Source organism: Serratia sp. PL7, from assembly GCF_945957435.1.
In genome coordinates this window covers 1-15,708 of sequence record NZ_CAMFLB010000054.1, presented here as the reverse complement: position 1 = coordinate 15,708, position 15,708 = coordinate 1, and the positions used below count along the sequence as shown (strand labels likewise).

Sequence of the window (15,708 nt, the reverse complement as noted above, 5' to 3'; positions counted from 1 at the left end):
AGTAGTTGGTGATGGTAACGGTCGCGTTGGTTTTGGCTACGGCAAAGCACGCGAAGTTCCAGCAGCGATCCAGAAAGCGATGGAAAAAGCCCGTCGCAACATGATGAATGTCGCGCTGAACGGCGGCACCCTGCAGCACCCTGTTAAAGGTGCTCATACGGGTTCCCGTGTGTTCATGCAGCCAGCTCATGAAGGTACCGGTATCATCGCGGGTGGTGCAATGCGCGCCGTTCTCGAAGTTGCTGGGGTGCACAACGTACTGGCTAAAGCTTATGGTTCCACCAACCCGATCAACGTGGTTCGTGCAACTATCGACGCTTTGGCTAATATGAAGTCTCCTGAAATGGTCGCTGCCAAGCGTGGTAAATCCGTTGCAGACATTCTGGGGTAATTGACCATGGCTAAGACTATCAAAGTTACACAAGTTCGCAGCTCCATTGGCCGTCTGCCGAAGCATAAAGCTACACTGCTCGGTCTGGGTCTGCGTCGTATTGGTCACACCGTAGAGCGCGAGGATACTCCTGCTGTACGCGGTATGATCAACCTGGTTTCCTACATGGTTAAGGTTGAGGAGTAACAGATGCGTTTAAATACTCTGTCTCCGGCTGAAGGTGCCAAGCATGCGCCTAAGCGTGTAGGTCGTGGTATTGGTTCTGGCCTGGGTAAAACCGCCGGTCGTGGTCACAAAGGTCAGAACTCACGTTCTGGCGGTGGCGTACGTCGTGGGTTTGAAGGTGGTCAGATGCCTTTATATCGTCGTTTGCCGAAATTCGGCTTCACCTCTCGCAAAGCTATGATCACGGCAGAAGTTCGTCTGTCTGAACTGGCTCTTGTAGAAGGCGACGTAATCGACCTGAACACGCTGAAAGCCGCTAACGTTGTTGGTACCCAGATCGAGTTCGCGAAAGTTATGCTTTCTGGCGAAATCACTCGTCCGGTTACCCTGCGTGGTCTGCGTGTCACCAAAGGCGCTCGTGTTGCTATCGAGGCTGCTGGCGGTAAAATTGAGGAATAAGTAAGCTGATGGCTAAGCAACCAGGATTAGATTTTCAAAGTGCTAAAGGCGGACTCGGTGAGCTGAAGCGCAGACTTTTGTTTGTTATCGGCGCGCTGATTGTTTTCCGCATTGGCTCTTTCATTCCGATTCCTGGTATCGATGCCACTGTGCTTGCCAAACTGCTCGAACAGCAGAGAGGCACCATCATTGAAATGTTTAACATGTTCTCTGGTGGTGCTCTCAGCCGTGCTTCTATTTTTGCTCTGGGGATCATGCCGTACATTTCGGCCTCGATCATTATCCAGTTACTGACGGTGGTTCATCCAGCGTTGGCGGAAATCAAGAAAGAAGGGGAGGCTGGCCGTCGCAAGATTAGCCAGTACACCCGCTACGGTACGCTGGTGTTGGCCATATTCCAGTCGATCGGTATTGCTACCGGTCTGCCGAATATGCCTGGTATGCAGGGCCTGGTGTTAAACCCAGGCTTTGCGTTCTACTTTACTGCGGTTGTGAGTCTGGTTACCGGGACAATGTTCCTGATGTGGCTGGGCGAGCAGATTACTGAGCGTGGTATCGGTAACGGTATCTCAATCATTATCTTCGCGGGTATTGTGGCGGGTCTTCCGCCGGCTGTTGGCCATACTATTGAGCAAGCTCGGCAAGGCGACCTGCACTTCCTCTTGTTGCTGTTGGTTGCAGTATTAGTGTTTGCAGTAACCTTCTTCGTTGTTTTCATTGAACGTGGTCAACGTCGTATCGTCGTTAACTATGCGAAACGTCAACAGGGTCGTCGTGTTTACGCAGCACAGAGCACACACTTACCGTTGAAAGTGAACATGGCAGGGGTAATCCCAGCAATCTTCGCTTCCAGCATTATTCTGTTCCCTGCCACGATTGCATCATGGTTTGGGGGCGGTACCGGTTGGAACTGGCTGACAACGATTTCGCTGTATTTGCAGCCTGGACAACCGCTTTATGTGTTACTCTATGCGTCTGCAATCATCTTCTTCTGTTTCTTCTATACGGCGTTGGTTTTCAACCCGCGTGAAACAGCAGATAACCTGAAGAAGTCCGGTGCCTTCGTACCAGGAATTCGTCCGGGAGAGCAAACGGCGAAATATATCGATAAAGTGATGACGCGTTTAACCCTGGTGGGCGCGATGTACATTACTTTCATCTGCCTGATCCCGGAGTTCATGCGTGATGCAATGAAAGTACCATTCTACTTTGGTGGTACCTCGCTACTGATCGTTGTTGTCGTCATCATGGACTTTATGGCTCAAGTGCAAACTCTGATGATGTCAAGTCAGTACGAGTCTGCATTGAAGAAAGCAAACCTGAAAGGCTATAACCGCTAATCTGGTGCGTTTGAGAAGTTACGGAGAGTAAAAATGAAAGTTCGTGCTTCCGTCAAGAAATTATGTCGTAACTGCAAAATCGTTAAGCGTAACGGTGTCGTTCGTGTGATTTGCAGCGCCGAGCCGAAGCATAAACAGCGTCAAGGCTGATTATCTCGCATATTTTTCTTGCAAAGTTGGGTTGAGCTGGCTAGATTAGCCAGCCAATCTTTTGTATGTAGCTGCAACATTATTTGAGTATCCTGAAAACGGGCTTTTCAGAATGGTGTTGCCGTAAAAATTAGTAGGAGTGCATAGTGGCCCGTATAGCAGGCATTAACATTCCTGATCATAAACATACCGTTATCGCGTTAACGTCGATCTTCGGAATCGGCAAAACTCGTTCACAGTCTATCTGTGCTGAGACGGGTATTGCTGAAAATGTTAAGATCAGTGAGCTGTCTGAAGAGCAAATTGAACAACTGCGTGAAGCAGTTGCCAAATTCACTGTTGAAGGTGATTTGCGTCGTGAAGTTACCCTGAGCATCAAGCGTCTGATGGATCTTGGTACATACCGTGGTTTACGCCATCGTCGTGGTCTGCCAGTTCGCGGTCAGCGTACTAAGACCAACGCACGTACCCGTAAGGGTCCGCGTAAACCGATCAAGAAATAATCGGGGTGATTGAATAATGGCAAAGGCACCTGTTCGTACACGTAAGCGTGTAAGAAAACAAGTCTCTGACGGCGTGGCTCATATCCATGCTTCTTTCAACAACACCATTGTGACTATTACCGATCGTCAGGGTAATGCTTTGGGTTGGGCAACAGCCGGTGGTTCCGGTTTCCGTGGTTCTCGTAAGTCAACTCCGTTTGCAGCTCAGGTTGCAGCCGAGCGTTGTGCTGACGCAGTTAAAGAATACGGTATCAAGAACCTGGAAGTTATGGTCAAAGGACCTGGTCCTGGTCGTGAGTCTACTATCCGCGCTCTGAACGCGGCTGGTTTCCGCATCACTAATATTACCGATGTGACTCCGATTCCTCATAACGGTTGTCGTCCACCGAAAAAGCGTCGCGTGTAACGCCCCTGCTTTTCGGATTGTTGGAGAAAGAAAATGGCAAGATATTTGGGTCCTAAGCTCAAGCTTAGCCGCCGCGAGGGCACAGACCTGTTCCTGAAGTCTGGCGTTCGCGCGATAGATTCAAAGTGCAAAATTGAACAGCCACCTGGTCAACACGGTGCGCGTAAACCGCGTCTGTCTGACTACGGTGTACAGTTACGTGAAAAGCAAAAAGTTCGCCGTATGTACGGTGTTCTGGAGCGTCAGTTCCGTAACTATTACAAAGCAGCAACCCGCCTGAAAGGCAACACCGGTGAAAACCTGTTGACCCTTCTGGAAGGTCGTCTGGACAACGTAGTTTACCGTATGGGCTTCGGCGCCACTCGTGCAGAATCACGTCAGCTGGTTAGCCATAAAGCCGTTATGGTAAATGGTCGCGTTGTTAACATCGCTTCTTATCAGGTATCTCCGAATGACGTAGTCAGCATCCGCGAGAAAGCTAAAAAGCAGTCTCGTGTTAAGGCTTCTCTGGAGCTGGCTGAGCAGCGTGAAAAGCCGACTTGGCTGGAAGTTGATGCTGCGAAGATGGAAGGTGTGTTCAAACGTATTCCTGAACGTACCGATCTGTCCGCCGACATTAACGAACACCTGATCGTCGAGCTTTACTCCAAGTAAGGCTTGAGTTTCAAAGAGAGGACACAATGCAGGGTTCTGTGACAGAGTTTCTAAAACCGCGCCTGGTAGATATCGAGCAAGTCAGTTCGACGCACGCCAAGGTGACCCTTGAGCCGTTAGAGCGTGGCTTTGGCCATACTCTTGGCAACGCACTGCGCCGTATTCTGCTTTCATCTATGCCGGGTTGCGCGGTGACCGAGGTTGAGATTGATGGTGTACTACATGAGTACAGCACCAAAGAAGGCGTACAGGAAGATATCCTGGAGATCTTGCTCAACCTGAAAGGGCTGGCGGTGAGAGTTCAAGGGAAAGATGAAGTTATTCTTACCCTGAATAAATCTGGCATTGGCCCTGTGACCGCTGCCGACATTACCCATGATGGTGATGTCGAAATCGTCAAGCCGCAGCACGTTATCTGCCACCTGACCGATGAGAACGCTGCTATCAGCATGCGTATCAAAGTTCAGCGCGGTCGTGGTTATGTGCCGGCTTCTGCCCGAATTCATTCGGAAGAAGATGAGCGCCCGATTGGTCGTCTGTTGGTTGACGCCTGCTATAGCCCTGTAGAGCGTATTGCCTACAATGTTGAAGCAGCGCGTGTAGAACAGCGTACCGACCTGGACAAGCTGGTCATCGAGATGGAAACCAATGGCACGATCGATCCTGAAGAGGCGATCCGCCGTGCGGCAACCATTCTGGCTGAACAACTGGAAGCTTTCGTTGACCTACGTGATGTACGTCAGCCGGAAGTGAAAGAAGAGAAACCAGAGTTCGATCCGATCCTGCTGCGCCCTGTTGACGATCTGGAATTGACTGTCCGCTCTGCTAACTGCCTTAAGGCAGAAGCTATCCACTACATCGGTGATCTGGTACAGCGTACCGAGGTTGAGCTGTTGAAAACGCCTAACCTGGGTAAAAAATCTCTTACTGAGATTAAAGACGTGCTGGCTTCCCGTGGACTTTCTCTGGGCATGCGCCTGGAAAATTGGCCACCGGCTAGCATTGCTGACGAGTAACCGGATCACAGGTTAAGGTTTTACTGAGAAGGATAAGGTCATGCGCCATCGTAAGAGTGGTCGTCAACTGAACCGTAACAGCAGCCATCGCCAGGCTATGTTCCGTAACATGGCCGGCTCTTTGGTTCGTCATGAGATCATCAAGACGACCCTGCCAAAAGCGAAAGAGCTGCGTCGCGTTGTTGAGCCGCTGATTACTCTTGCCAAGACCGACAGCGTTGCTAATCGTCGTCTGGCATTCGCCCGTACTCGTGATAACGAGATCGTGGCAAAACTGTTTAACGAGCTAGGCCCGCGTTTTGCGAGCCGTGCCGGTGGTTACACTCGCATTCTGAAGTGTGGCTTCCGCGCAGGCGACAACGCGCCGATGGCATACATCGAGCTGGTTGATCGTGCTGAGTCTCAAGCAGAAGTAGCAACTGCAGAGTAATCTGTGGAAGCGTAGAAAAACCGGGCTTGCCCGGTTTTTTTACGTCTGTAGCTAGCCAAATGTGCTTTCCCTCCCGGCAATGCTTAAGATCCTTCCCCACATCCGCTATGCTCAGGCTATCAGTGATAAGTGCAACATGGAGAGGTCATGATGTTCAAAATTGGGCAATTAGCCAAGTTGGCTGACGTAACGCCAGATACGGTGCGCTATTACGAGAAGCAAGGCATGATGGATCACCACGTTCGTACCGAAGGCGGCTATAGGCTGTATAGCGATCAGGACTTACAGCGCCTGCGTTTTATCCGCTATGCCAAGCAGCTGGGCTTCACGCTGGAAACCATCGCCGAGTTGCTGTCGATCCGCGTAGATCCAGAGCATCATACCTGCGAAGAGTCGAAGTCTATCGTTGATGCGCGGCTGCATGAGGTTGAAAGCAAACTGACCGAGTTAACCAGAATGCGTGAGTCGCTGAAAAGGCTCAGCGATGCCTGCTGTGGTAGTGAGCACACTAGCAACTATTGCTCGATTCTGGAGGCTTTGGAGCAAGGAGCCAGCGAAGAGAATGCCAAAAGTGCGGTTTAACGGCGTATGGGGCTTTAATTTTTATCTGGCCAGCAGTATTATCGGCGCGTTTATTATCATCAACCAACAGGAAGACCAAAATGACTCAATATCGTCATACCAAAGGCAAGATCCAGGACAATGCCATTGAGGCGTTGCTACACGATCCTCTTTTCCGCCAACGGGTAGAGAAGAACAGTAAAGGGAAAGGCAGCTACCGGCGTAAAGACAAACACGCAAAAGGCGGTAACTGGGAGGCCAGTGGTAAATTGCCCAACGACAATTTACCACTGGCCTTCTGGTTTTAAGCCACAAAAAAGCCATCTCGTAAGATGGCTTTTAGCGTTATAAGCGGTGAATTACAGCTTAGGCTGTTGTTGCTGACTCAGCAGATCGCGGATTTCTGTCAGCAGCTTCTCTTCGGCCGTTGGCGCAGGCGGTGCGGCTGGCTCTTCAACTTCTTTACGGCGCATTTTGTTCATTAACTTGATGGCCATAAAGATCGCAAAGGCGACGATCACGAAATCAAAGATATTCTGCAGGAAAGAGCCATAGTTCATCACTACTGCTGGGACATTGTCTTTGGCTTCACGCAGTACCAGATGGAACTGTTTGAAATCAACGCCACCTATCAGCAACCCCAAAGGTGGCATGATGATGTCGGCAACCAGAGAAGAAACGATTTTACCGAATGCCGCACCAATGATCACACCCACTGCCAGATCGACCACGTTGCCACGCATGGCAAATTCGCGGAACTCTTTTAACATACCCATCAGAACACCCCTCAAAAAATTAGTAACGCAATTTTAACAAAGCAATTCCCCTTTGACACAATCAGTATAGGAAAATTTTTTGTTTTTCCTAATTCTCGACTTGGGACGTGTCAAAAAATCATTCGCATGATTTAAGTATCTATAAGAAGAACGGGCTTGGTTGGAACAGGCGCTCAACGTCTGGTACAAATTTCTTATCGGTAATAAACATGATCACGTGGTCGCCTTGCTGGATCCGGCTGTTGCCGTTGGCAATGATCACATCATCGCCACGCACTATCGCGCCAATGGTGGTACCTGGTGGCAGTTTAATCTCTTCGACCATACGGCCTACGACCTTGGAGGTGCTTTCATCGCCATGGGCAATCGCTTCAATGGCTTCGGCAACGCCGCGGCGCAGCGAGGAGACGCTGACAATATCGGCTTTACGCACGTGGCCTAGCAGCGCGGAGATAGTGGCCTGCTGCGGCGAAATTGCGATATCAATCACGCTGCCCTGGACCAGATCGACATAGGCACGGCGCTGGATCAAGACCATCACCTTTTTGGCTCCCATGCGTTTGGCCAGCATGGCAGACATGATATTGGCTTCGTCATCGTTGGTGATGGCAATAAACACGTCTACCTGCTCGACATGCTCTTCGGCCAGCAGCTCCTGATCGGAGGCATCACCGTAAAACACGATGGTATCGTGCAGTTGCTCTGCCAGTTCGGCGGCACGTTGCTGGTTTTTCTCAATCAGCTTCACGTTGTACGATTTTTCCAACCGATGCGCCAGTCCGGCACCCACGTTACCACCGCCGACGATCATGATGCGTTTGTAGGGCTTTTCGAGCCGCTGCAGTTCACTCATTACCGCGCGGATATGCTGTGATGCGGCAACGAAGAACACCTCATCGCCAGCTTCGATAATAGTAGAGCCTTGTGGGCGGATCGGGCGGTCATGACGGAAAATTGCCGCCACGCGAGTATCGATATGTGGCATATGCTCACGCATGGCAGACAGAGCATTTCCCACCAGTGGGCCGCCATAATAGGCCTTCACAGCGGCGATGCTGACCTTGCCGTCGGCAAAGTTCACCACCTGCAAGGCGCCAGGGTATTCGATCAGCTTGTAGATGTAATCGATAACCAACTGCTCCGGCGAGATCAGGTGGTCGATGGGTACCGCCTCCGGATGGAATAGCTTCTCGGACTCACGGATATAATCCGGCGCCCGGATCCGTGCAATACGATTCGGGGTGTTAAACAGCGTATAAGCGATCTGACAGGCGACCATATTGGTTTCGTCAGAGTTGGTGACGGCAACCAGCATATCGGCATCTTCGGCACCGGCTTCGCGTAATACGCGTGGATGGGAACCGTGCCCCTGGACGACGCGCAGGTCAAACTTGTCTTGCAACTGGCGTAGGCGCCCGGTGTCGGTATCGACCACGGTGATATCGTTATTTTCACCCACCAGGTTTTCAGCCAGTGTTCCGCCAACTTGCCCTGCGCCAAGAATAATTATTTTCATCGATTTCTCTGCTCGATCTGCGACGGCCGTGGCCGAAAGGTGAGAACGCCCGCAGGCGCTCCCTGAACAGTTATATTTTAATCAGCTTAGCGTAAAAGAAACCATCGCCATCCTCAGGATGAGGCAGATTCTGTTTACCTGGTGATTGCGTGTCGCCGGTTTCAACCAGCTTGGCATCGCCGTGACGTTGCAGGAACGCAGCTATCTGCTCGCTATTTTCCTGCGGCAGAATAGAGCAGGTTGCATAGACCATTACGCCGCCGGGTTTCAGGCGTGGCCAGATAGCTTCCAGAATTTCACTCTGTAAAGCGGCCAGTTCGGCGATATCGCTGTCACGACGTAGCCATTTGATATCCGGGTGGCGGCGAATAACACCGGTGGCGGAGCAAGGGGCATCCAACAGGATACGGTCGAACTGTTGGTCACCGCACCACTCTTGCGGGGTACGGCCATCACCCTGGCGAACTTCCGCATGTTGGCGCAGGCGCTGCAGGTTTTCTTTCACCCGGCTTAAACGCTGTTCGTCGATATCCACGGCGAGCACGTGAGCTTTGGGAGCGGCCTCCAGAATATGGGTCGTTTTGCCGCCGGGGGCTGCACAAAGATCGAGGATTTGCTCACCGTCTTGAGGATCCAACAGATCGACGCAACCTTGAGCGGAGGCGTCTTGTACCGTTACCCAGCCCTCGGAGAAACCGGGCAAGTCCGTTACTGGGCACGGAGCCAGCAAGCGAACTGCGTCGCGATACTCCGCATGAGGCTCGGCGGTAATACCTGCCTGCTGCATAAGCTGCAGATAATTTTCACGGGTATGGTGAAGACGATTGACGCGCAGCCACATTGGCGGCTTCTGATTATTGGCATCAACGATCTGCTCCCACTGTGCCGGATAAGCCAGTTTGATGCGTTTAAGCAACCAGCTAGGGTGCAGATAGCGGCTTTCGTTATTGGCTGCACGTGCCAGCAGTTCTTCTTGCTGGCGTTGGAACTGGCGCAGTACGCCGTTAATCAGTCCTTTCAGCTGTGGGCGCTTCAAGGTGACCGCGCCTTCAACCGTTTCGGCTAATACCGCGTGCGGTGGAATACGGGTATACAGCAACTGATACAGGCCAACCATCAGCAAATAGTGAAGTGGCCGCTGTTTTCCAGTCATGGGCTTTGCCATCAACTGCTGGATGCACCATTCGAGCTGCGGCAGCACCCGCAGCGTACCAAAACAGAGTTCCTGCAATAGCCCACGGTCTTTGTCAGAAATATTCTTTTGTAATGCGGGCAAAATGGTACTGAGCGACTGCCCTTGATCCAGTACCTGGCCGATGGCCTTGGCTGCAATGCTTCGGAGATTGTAATTGTTTTTCATAGGCTAAGGCGGATTACGATCGGCATTAAGAAACGAACAGCCCGGCAACAATGGCCGGGCAATGGGAGTGGCTTATAACCGGTTGCCCGGCGTGAACCATTCGCGGCGAGAATTCAGTAAATCTTGTGCCGACATCGGTTTTTTACCGGCAGGCTGGAGCTGCGTGAGGTTGAGAATACCTTGCGCGGTAGCCACCTGAATGCCGTGCTTGTCGGCGTGCACGATAGTACCCGGTTCTGCGTTGGCGGTTTCCGCCAGCACGGTTGCCTGCCAGACTTTCACCGGTTGATCGTCGATGGTGAAATAGCTGATTGGCCAAGGGTTAAAAGCACGAATACAGCGTTCCAACTGTTCGGCGGAAAGGCTCCAGTTCAGGCGTGCCTCTTCTTTGCTCAGCTTTTCTGCGTAGGTAACCAGGGCTTCGTCTTGAACTTCGCGCTGCACCGTACCCGCCGCCAATTGCTGCAAAGTGATCAGCAGCCCTTGTGGCCCCAGTTCTGCCAGCTTGTTGTAAAGGCTGGCACTGGTATCGCTGGCTTCGATCGGGCATGCGATCTTATGCATCATGTCGCCGGTATCGAGACCCACATCCATTTGCATGATGGTTACGCCAGTTTCGCCATCGCCAGCCCATAAAGCGCGTTGGATCGGTGCCGCACCGCGCCAGCGTGGCAGCAGAGAGCCATGTACGTTGATGCAGCCCAGACGCGGCATATCTAGCACGGCTTTTGGCAGGATCAGCCCATAGGCAACCACCACCATCACGTCCGCATTCAGGTCGGCAACCAGGTGCTGATTCTCTTGCGGGCGCAGTGACTTAGGTTGGAAAACGGGGATTTGATGCTGTTCGGCCAGCACCTTGACCGGGCTTGGCGTCAATTTGTTACCGCGGCCTGCGGGGCGATCGGGCTGGGTGAAGACGCCGACCACCTGGTGCCCAGATGACAACAGCGCGTCTAGGTGACGCGCTGCAAAGTCTGGGGTTCCGGCAAAAATAATCCGTAAAGAGTCAGACACGTTGATTTCCTGATCGGTTAGGCGCGAGCTTCAAGCTTGGCCATTTTTTCCAGTTTCTGACGGATACGTTGGCGTTTCAACGGCGACAGGTAATCGACAAACAGTTTGCCAACCAGATGATCCATTTCGTGCTGGATACAGATTGCCAGCAAGTCATCGGCCTCAAGCTCAAAAGGTTGTCCTTCACGATTGAGGGCGCGGATCTTCACTTTCTCTGCGCGTGGCACCAGGGCGCGTTGCTCAGGGATAGAAAGGCAGCCTTCTTCGATACCGGTTTCACCGCTTTTTTCCAGCAGTTCCGGGTTGATCAACACCAGGCGTTGATCGCGGTTTTCAGAAACGTCGATGACGATAATGCGCTGATGAATATCAACTTGTGTCGCAGCCAGGCCAATGCCTTCCTCTGCGTACATGGTTTCAAACATATCATCCACGATGCGCTGGACATCTGCATTGACTTCTTTTACCGGGGCCGCAATTTTGCGTAGCCGCTCGTCTGGGAAATGTAATACCTGCAAGACTGACATATATCTTAAGATCTGTATCCGAGTGATGAACAGTGATTAGCTTCTATTCTAGACATTTCTTGGCCTGATTGACAGCATCCCAGACCAATTGCACGAATTGGTAATCCCCTAATTACAGCGAGGGAATGCTCCATGGGGCCAGAAGAAATCGCTCTACGTATGCATGCGGTGACAAAGATCGACGCACTGCAAGCCAGCCAGATTATCGATCGCCTGATTGCTGAAGGCGGCGATCCTTATCGGTTGCTTAAGCCTCTGGGGCTGAATGACCAGCAGCAAAAGCAGTTTCGGCGTGGGCATGGGCAGTATCTCAAGGCAACGCTCAAGTGGCTGGAGCAGCCGGGCAATCAGATGGTGCGGTACGGTGAGCCAGCGTTTCCCGAACTCTTGGCGCATATCGATGACGCGCCGTTATTACTGATGGTGCAGGGGGCTGTAAAGGCTTTGCAACAGCCGCAAATCGCCATGGTGGGTAGCCGCCAGTTCAGCCACTATGGCGAACAGTGGGGCAGTTACTTTGCCAGCGGTTTGGTGCATTGCGGTTTCGCCATCACCAGCGGCCTGGCGATTGGCATTGACGGGATCTGTCACCGTGCAACCTTGGAGGCCGAAGGGGTCACCATTGCGGTATTGGGCAGCGGCCTGGCAAATATCTACCCACGCCGCCATCGCCGGCTGGCCGAGCAAATCATTGAGCAGGGCGGAGCGGTGATTTCCGAACATCTGGCTACCGATTTGCCGCTGGCGGCTCATTTTCCACGTCGCAATCGTATTATCAGTGGGTTAAGTGCGGGCGTGGTGGTTATAGAGGCTTCACTGCGTAGCGGGTCGCTGATCACTGCGCGTTACGCGTTGGAACAGGGGCGCGAAGTGTTTGCCCTGCCGGGGGCATTGGGTAACCCGATGAGTGAGGGATCTCATTGGTTGATCCAGCAGGGGGCCAGCCTGGTCACCGGCCCAAAAGATATCGCAGAACAACTGGGAAGTGGGTTGCAATGGCTGTCCGTGAACGAAAATACAACTATTTCTGCATCAGAGGCCGAAGTTGAATTGCCATTTGCCGATGTGTTGGCTAACGTAGGAGATGAGGTGACACCTGTTGACGTCGTCGCTGAACGTGCCGGCCAACCTGTGCCAGAGGTGGTAATCAAATTACTCGATCTGGAGTTAGCAGGTTGGATCGCAGCTGTACCCGGCGGCTATGTCCGAATAAGGAGGGCATGCCATGTTCGACGTACTCATGTATTTGTTTGAAACCTATATCCACAATGAGCCAGAGATGCACGTTGATCAGGATACCTTGACCGACGATCTTACCGAAGCAGGATTTGATCGTGATGATATCTTCAACGCGTTGAATTGGCTCGAAAAGCTTGCAGACCTCCAGGAAGGCGAGAATGCCCCTTATTTTATGGATGCCGATCCGCTGGCTATGCGGATCTACACCGAAGAAGAGAGCGTGCGTTTAGATGCCGGTTGCCGTGGTTTTCTCCTGTTCCTAGAACAGATCCAGGTATTGAACCTCGAAACCCGTGAAATGGTTATCGATCGTGTTATGGCTTTGGATAATACGGAATTTGATCTCGAAGATCTGAAATGGGTAGTGCTGATGGTGTTGTTCAATATCCCCGGATATGAGAGCGCCTATCAGCAGATGGAAGAACTGTTATTTGAAGTAAACGAAGGTTACCTGCACTGAGTAGGTAACAGGCATAGAAGACGTTATGACAAAACCAGCGATTTTTGCCGCGAGGCAAAATGAACCCTGTCCGGAATGCGGGGCCGAGTTGGTGATCCGCAGTGGTCGCCACGGCCCCTTTCTCGGCTGTTCTCAATATCCGCAGTGCGAATATATCCGGCCTTTGAAAGCGCAGGCGGATGGCCATATTGTCAAAGTGCTTGAGGGCCAGCAATGCCCGAAATGCCAGGCAACGCTGGTGTTACGCCAGGGGCGTTATGGCATGTTTATCGGTTGCAGCCACTATCCCGACTGCGATCATACCGAAGTGATCGACAAACCGGATGAAACCAGCATCGCCTGCCCTCAGTGTGGCCAAGGCCAACTGCTGCAGCGCAAATCTCGCTTTGGCAAGGTGTTCCATTCTTGCGATCGTTATCCAGAATGTCAGTTTGTGCTTAATTTTAAACCCGTCGCCGGTGAGTGTGCTTACTGCCACTATCCATTACTGATGGAAAAGCGCACGGCAAAAGGCCCAACGCTTTGCTGCGCCAGTAAACTGTGCGGAAAACCCGTCGCTATCTCAGAATAATCAAGCTATGAACCCAGAACAAACTTCCTCATTCGCGCCCATTATTGCCGCGCTGGAAAACCAGCAGGTGATTGCCTATCCAACAGAAGCGGTATTCGGTCTGGGGTGTGACCCTGATAGCGAACAGGCCGTCAAACAGCTGTTGGCCTTGAAACAACGCCCGTGGGAAAAAGGCCTGATCCTGATCGCTGCCGATTATGCCCAGCTAGCACCTTATATTGATGATGGCGTATTGAATGAGCAGCAGCGTGCCGCGATCTTTGCCAGTTGGCCTGGCCCGGTAACCTGGGTGATCCCGGCAAAACCGCAAACGCCAGCCTTGCTGACCGGTCGTTTTAATTCGTTGGCCGTGCGCGTCAGCGATCATCCTCTGGTGCAACAGCTGTGCCGCCAGTTCGGCAAGCCGCTGGTGTCAACCAGTGCCAACTTAAGCGGTGAGGAGCCGTGCCGCACCGTGGCTGAAGTGCAGCAGCAGTTTGGTGATGCTTTCCCGGTGCTGGTAGGTAACGTGGGTGGCCGGTTAAACCCTTCTGAAATCAGAGATGCTTTGACCGGTGAGCTGATCCGTCAGGGCTAGAGGCTAGATCTATGGAGAAGTTCGCGGTATTCGGTAACCCGATTGCTCACAGCAAGTCCCCCCGTATCCACGCGCTGTTTGCGCAACAGACCGGGATCGAACACCCCTACGGCACCGTGCTGGCTCCGTTGGACGGTTTTGTACCTACCTTGCAACGGTTTATTGCTGCTGGTGGCCAAGGGGCCAACGTCACCGTCCCTTTTAAAGAATGTGCCTATGAGGCAGCAAGCGAACTTAGCGAAAGGGCGGCAATGGCCGGTGCGGTGAATACGCTAAAGGTTTTGCCCGATGGAAAGCTGCTGGGGGATAACACTGACGGTATCGGTTTGCTGTCTGATCTTGAACGCCAGCAGTTGATTCGGCCAGATGACCGCGTGTTGCTGGTTGGGGCGGGTGGGGCAGCGCGTGGTGTGATCCTGCCGCTGCTCTCTTTTGGCTGTGAAGTGGTGTTGACTAACCGCACCTTCAGCCGCGCTGAGGAGTTGGCTGCGGCGTTCCGCCATCTGGGGGAGATCGCCGCCTTGCCGCTGGATCGGCTGGATCAACAGCATTTTGATTTAGTGATCAACGCGACAGCATCAGGATTCAAGGGGGAGATCCCCGCACTGCCTGACAGCATTATCCACAGCACGACACGGTGCTATGACATGTTCTACCAACAGGGCGGCACCCCATTCCTGGCTTGGGCGCAGCAGTTGGGGGCGCAACATTATGCGGACGGTTTAGGCATGCTGGTGGGGCAGGCTGCCCATGCTTTCTTTTTATGGCATGGTGTGATGCCGGAGATTGAACCGGTATTGCAGCAATTACGTCAGGAAATGGCAGTGTGATGGTTGCCCCGCTCTGGCAAGCAGGGCGGGGCAGTCAGATATCTTCACTGAGGTATTCGTCTTTCCAACGTACATAGTTATTGGCCGAATAGCGTAACCCTTCCAGTTCTGCCGGAGTCAAGGCTCTAACCCGGCGCGCAGGGCTGCCTACATATAAGTAGCCACTTTCCAGATGCTTGCCGGGGGCTACCAGGCTACCTGCACCAATCATCACATCATCTTCTATTACGGCACCGTCGAGCAGAATGGAGCCCATTCCCACCAAAACGCGATTACCGATGGTACAGCCATGCAGCATGGCTTTATGCCCAACGGTGACATCCTCGCCGATCAGTAAAGGGTAACCCGCCGGATTATAATCGGATTGATGGGTGACATGCAGAATGCTGCCATCCTGGATATTACTGCGTGCGCCGATCTTTACCGCGTTGACATCGCCGCGGATGGCAACCAAGGGCCAAACGCTGACGTCATCAGCCAGATCAACGTTGCCGATCACTACGCTGGAAGGATCGATCATGACGCGTTGGCCAATTTGAGGGGAGTAATGAAGATAAGGACGCACTGAATTGGACATGGGATTGCCTCGTATAAGGATCTTATTACCGGCAATACTAGACTTTGACGGTGGAATTACAACCAGTCAACACGGGGGATCGTCGGTAAAATGGCCTTGATCGGGCAAGATCCGCGCGAAAGGGCGGAAAAGTGCGCAGTCGGTAAGAAAAGATCTAAAAAGGGGTTGTGGAAAAAAATGGGA

General features: G+C 52.4%; 23 protein-coding genes. 17 read left to right on the top strand and 6 right to left on the bottom strand.

What is annotated here, in order from left to right:
• The 12 genes from rpsE to N6G83_RS53285 form a co-directional block, all read left to right on the top strand.
• Nucleotides 1-391: 30S ribosomal protein S5 (rpsE, locus tag N6G83_RS53340; protein WP_260524376.1), on the top strand; the 391-nt coding region annotated here is incomplete at its 5' end.
• Nucleotides 392-397: 6 nt separating this feature from the next.
• A complete protein-coding gene (gene rpmD / locus N6G83_RS53335; RefSeq protein WP_004956161.1) occupies nucleotides 398-577 on the top strand; it encodes a 50S ribosomal protein L30 in 180 nt (59 codons plus the stop codon).
• Between the two features lie 3 nt (nucleotides 578-580).
• Nucleotides 581-1,015, top strand: coding sequence for a 50S ribosomal protein L15 (rplO, locus tag N6G83_RS53330; RefSeq protein WP_021182219.1), 435 nt, complete (start codon nucleotides 581-583; stop codon nucleotides 1,013-1,015).
• 8 nt (nucleotides 1,016-1,023) lie between these two features.
• Complete coding sequence (secY, locus tag N6G83_RS53325; protein WP_021182218.1) at nucleotides 1,024-2,355, top strand: preprotein translocase subunit SecY; 1,332 nt, start codon at nucleotides 1,024-1,026, stop codon at nucleotides 2,353-2,355.
• A gap of 33 nt (nucleotides 2,356-2,388) precedes the next feature.
• Complete coding sequence (gene rpmJ, locus N6G83_RS53320) at nucleotides 2,389-2,505, top strand: 50S ribosomal protein L36 (protein ID WP_002227352.1); 117 nt, start codon at nucleotides 2,389-2,391, stop codon at nucleotides 2,503-2,505.
• A gap of 146 nt (nucleotides 2,506-2,651) precedes the next feature.
• A complete protein-coding gene (rpsM, locus tag N6G83_RS53315; protein ID WP_021182217.1) occupies nucleotides 2,652-3,008 on the top strand; it encodes a 30S ribosomal protein S13 in 357 nt (118 codons plus the stop codon).
• A gap of 16 nt (nucleotides 3,009-3,024) precedes the next feature.
• Nucleotides 3,025-3,414 (top strand): 30S ribosomal protein S11, encoded by a 390-nt coding sequence (gene rpsK / locus N6G83_RS53310; RefSeq protein WP_004929731.1) that lies wholly within the window; start codon nucleotides 3,025-3,027, stop codon nucleotides 3,412-3,414.
• Between the two features lie 33 nt (nucleotides 3,415-3,447).
• The gene (gene rpsD / locus N6G83_RS53305; RefSeq protein WP_021182216.1) at nucleotides 3,448-4,068 is read left to right on the top strand and encodes a 30S ribosomal protein S4; all 621 of its coding nucleotides are present in this window, start codon (nucleotides 3,448-3,450) and stop codon (nucleotides 4,066-4,068) included.
• Between the two features lie 26 nt (nucleotides 4,069-4,094).
• Complete coding sequence (locus tag N6G83_RS53300) at nucleotides 4,095-5,084, top strand: DNA-directed RNA polymerase subunit alpha (RefSeq protein ID WP_002919219.1); 990 nt, start codon at nucleotides 4,095-4,097, stop codon at nucleotides 5,082-5,084.
• A gap of 40 nt (nucleotides 5,085-5,124) precedes the next feature.
• Nucleotides 5,125-5,514, top strand: coding sequence for a 50S ribosomal protein L17 (gene rplQ / locus N6G83_RS53295; RefSeq protein WP_004929726.1), 390 nt, complete (start codon nucleotides 5,125-5,127; stop codon nucleotides 5,512-5,514).
• A gap of 150 nt (nucleotides 5,515-5,664) precedes the next feature.
• Nucleotides 5,665-6,096 carry a Zn(2+)-responsive transcriptional regulator gene (gene zntR / locus N6G83_RS53290; protein ID WP_024531130.1) on the top strand — a complete coding sequence of 144 codons (432 nt, stop codon included), beginning with the start codon at nucleotides 5,665-5,667 and terminating at the stop codon, nucleotides 6,094-6,096.
• Nucleotides 6,097-6,176: 80 nt separating this feature from the next.
• A complete protein-coding gene (locus N6G83_RS53285) occupies nucleotides 6,177-6,383 on the top strand; it encodes an alternative ribosome-rescue factor A (RefSeq protein WP_021808122.1) in 207 nt (68 codons plus the stop codon).
• Between the two features lie 51 nt (nucleotides 6,384-6,434).
• Here the strand turns inward: N6G83_RS53285 and mscL are convergent, their stop codons facing one another.
• The 5 genes from mscL to def form a co-directional block, all read right to left on the bottom strand.
• Entirely contained in the window at nucleotides 6,435-6,851 is a 417-nt protein-coding gene (mscL, locus tag N6G83_RS53280; protein ID WP_021808121.1) for a large-conductance mechanosensitive channel protein MscL, read from the bottom strand.
• 139 nt (nucleotides 6,852-6,990) lie between these two features.
• The gene (trkA, locus tag N6G83_RS53275; protein ID WP_021182211.1) at nucleotides 6,991-8,367 is read right to left on the bottom strand and encodes a Trk system potassium transporter TrkA; all 1,377 of its coding nucleotides are present in this window, start codon (nucleotides 8,365-8,367) and stop codon (nucleotides 6,991-6,993) included.
• A gap of 70 nt (nucleotides 8,368-8,437) precedes the next feature.
• Nucleotides 8,438-9,727 (bottom strand): 16S rRNA (cytosine(967)-C(5))-methyltransferase RsmB, encoded by a 1,290-nt coding sequence (rsmB, locus tag N6G83_RS53270; RefSeq protein WP_024531129.1) that lies wholly within the window; start codon nucleotides 9,725-9,727, stop codon nucleotides 8,438-8,440.
• A gap of 72 nt (nucleotides 9,728-9,799) precedes the next feature.
• Entirely contained in the window at nucleotides 9,800-10,744 is a 945-nt protein-coding gene (fmt, locus tag N6G83_RS53265) for a methionyl-tRNA formyltransferase (RefSeq protein WP_024531128.1), read from the bottom strand.
• Between the two features lie 17 nt (nucleotides 10,745-10,761).
• Complete coding sequence (def, locus tag N6G83_RS53260; protein ID WP_024485624.1) at nucleotides 10,762-11,271, bottom strand: peptide deformylase; 510 nt, start codon at nucleotides 11,269-11,271, stop codon at nucleotides 10,762-10,764.
• A 132-nt stretch (nucleotides 11,272-11,403) separates the two neighbouring features.
• Between def and dprA the strand changes: the two genes are divergently transcribed.
• The 5 genes from dprA to aroE are packed head-to-tail and all read left to right on the top strand — an operon-like array spanning nucleotide 11,404 to nucleotide 14,948.
• Nucleotides 11,404-12,525, top strand: a complete 1,122-nt coding sequence (gene dprA / locus N6G83_RS53255; RefSeq protein WP_024531127.1) for a DNA-protecting protein DprA — start codon at nucleotides 11,404-11,406, stop codon at nucleotides 12,523-12,525.
• Nucleotides 12,497-12,970: a DUF494 family protein gene (locus N6G83_RS53250; protein WP_021182206.1), complete on the top strand. Its 474-nt coding sequence runs from the start codon at nucleotides 12,497-12,499 to the stop codon at nucleotides 12,968-12,970. Before dprA ends, N6G83_RS53250 begins: the two co-directional genes overlap by 29 nt.
• 25 nt (nucleotides 12,971-12,995) lie before the next feature.
• Complete coding sequence (locus N6G83_RS53245; protein WP_024531126.1) at nucleotides 12,996-13,541, top strand: type I DNA topoisomerase; 546 nt, start codon at nucleotides 12,996-12,998, stop codon at nucleotides 13,539-13,541.
• Between the two features lie 7 nt (nucleotides 13,542-13,548).
• A complete protein-coding gene (gene tsaC / locus N6G83_RS53240) occupies nucleotides 13,549-14,118 on the top strand; it encodes an L-threonylcarbamoyladenylate synthase type 1 TsaC (protein WP_024531125.1) in 570 nt (189 codons plus the stop codon).
• A gap of 11 nt (nucleotides 14,119-14,129) precedes the next feature.
• Nucleotides 14,130-14,948 carry a shikimate dehydrogenase gene (gene aroE, locus N6G83_RS53235; RefSeq protein WP_024531124.1) on the top strand — a complete coding sequence of 273 codons (819 nt, stop codon included), beginning with the start codon at nucleotides 14,130-14,132 and terminating at the stop codon, nucleotides 14,946-14,948.
• A gap of 34 nt (nucleotides 14,949-14,982) precedes the next feature.
• On the opposite strand, the gene N6G83_RS53230 is transcribed toward aroE, so the two are convergent.
• Complete coding sequence (locus tag N6G83_RS53230; protein ID WP_021808115.1) at nucleotides 14,983-15,525, bottom strand: gamma carbonic anhydrase family protein; 543 nt, start codon at nucleotides 15,523-15,525, stop codon at nucleotides 14,983-14,985.
• Between the last annotated feature and the right edge of the window lie 183 nt (nucleotides 15,526-15,708).

Bases quoted from the DNA above. Each gene is read 5' to 3' on its own strand.
- mscL (WP_021808121.1), bottom strand. From the start codon at position 6,851: ATGGGTATGTTAAAAGAGTTCCGCGAATTTGCCATGCGTGGCAACGTG.
- N6G83_RS53250 (WP_021182206.1), top strand. From the start codon at position 12,497: ATGTTCGACGTACTCATGTATTTGTTTGAAACCTATATCCACAATGAG.
- rplO (WP_021182219.1), top strand. From the start codon at position 581: ATGCGTTTAAATACTCTGTCTCCGGCTGAAGGTGCCAAGCATGCGCCT.
- rpmD (WP_004956161.1), top strand. From the start codon at position 398: ATGGCTAAGACTATCAAAGTTACACAAGTTCGCAGCTCCATTGGCCGT.
- rpmJ (WP_002227352.1), top strand. From the start codon at position 2,389: ATGAAAGTTCGTGCTTCCGTCAAGAAATTATGTCGTAACTGCAAAATC.
- rpsD (WP_021182216.1), top strand. From the start codon at position 3,448: ATGGCAAGATATTTGGGTCCTAAGCTCAAGCTTAGCCGCCGCGAGGGC.
- aroE (WP_024531124.1), top strand. From the start codon at position 14,130: ATGGAGAAGTTCGCGGTATTCGGTAACCCGATTGCTCACAGCAAGTCC.
- rpsK (WP_004929731.1), top strand. From the start codon at position 3,025: ATGGCAAAGGCACCTGTTCGTACACGTAAGCGTGTAAGAAAACAAGTC.
- N6G83_RS53230 (WP_021808115.1), bottom strand. From the start codon at position 15,525: ATGTCCAATTCAGTGCGTCCTTATCTTCATTACTCCCCTCAAATTGGC.
- trkA (WP_021182211.1), bottom strand. From the start codon at position 8,367: ATGAAAATAATTATTCTTGGCGCAGGGCAAGTTGGCGGAACACTGGCT.
- rsmB (WP_024531129.1), bottom strand. From the start codon at position 9,727: ATGAAAAACAATTACAATCTCCGAAGCATTGCAGCCAAGGCCATCGGC.
- secY (WP_021182218.1), top strand. From the start codon at position 1,024: ATGGCTAAGCAACCAGGATTAGATTTTCAAAGTGCTAAAGGCGGACTC.
- rplQ (WP_004929726.1), top strand. From the start codon at position 5,125: ATGCGCCATCGTAAGAGTGGTCGTCAACTGAACCGTAACAGCAGCCAT.
- zntR (WP_024531130.1), top strand. From the start codon at position 5,665: ATGTTCAAAATTGGGCAATTAGCCAAGTTGGCTGACGTAACGCCAGAT.
- N6G83_RS53300 (WP_002919219.1), top strand. From the start codon at position 4,095: ATGCAGGGTTCTGTGACAGAGTTTCTAAAACCGCGCCTGGTAGATATC.
- tsaC (WP_024531125.1), top strand. From the start codon at position 13,549: ATGAACCCAGAACAAACTTCCTCATTCGCGCCCATTATTGCCGCGCTG.
- dprA (WP_024531127.1), top strand. From the start codon at position 11,404: ATGGGGCCAGAAGAAATCGCTCTACGTATGCATGCGGTGACAAAGATC.
- def (WP_024485624.1), bottom strand. From the start codon at position 11,271: ATGTCAGTCTTGCAGGTATTACATTTCCCAGACGAGCGGCTACGCAAA.
- N6G83_RS53285 (WP_021808122.1), top strand. From the start codon at position 6,177: ATGACTCAATATCGTCATACCAAAGGCAAGATCCAGGACAATGCCATT.
- N6G83_RS53245 (WP_024531126.1), top strand. From the start codon at position 12,996: ATGACAAAACCAGCGATTTTTGCCGCGAGGCAAAATGAACCCTGTCCG.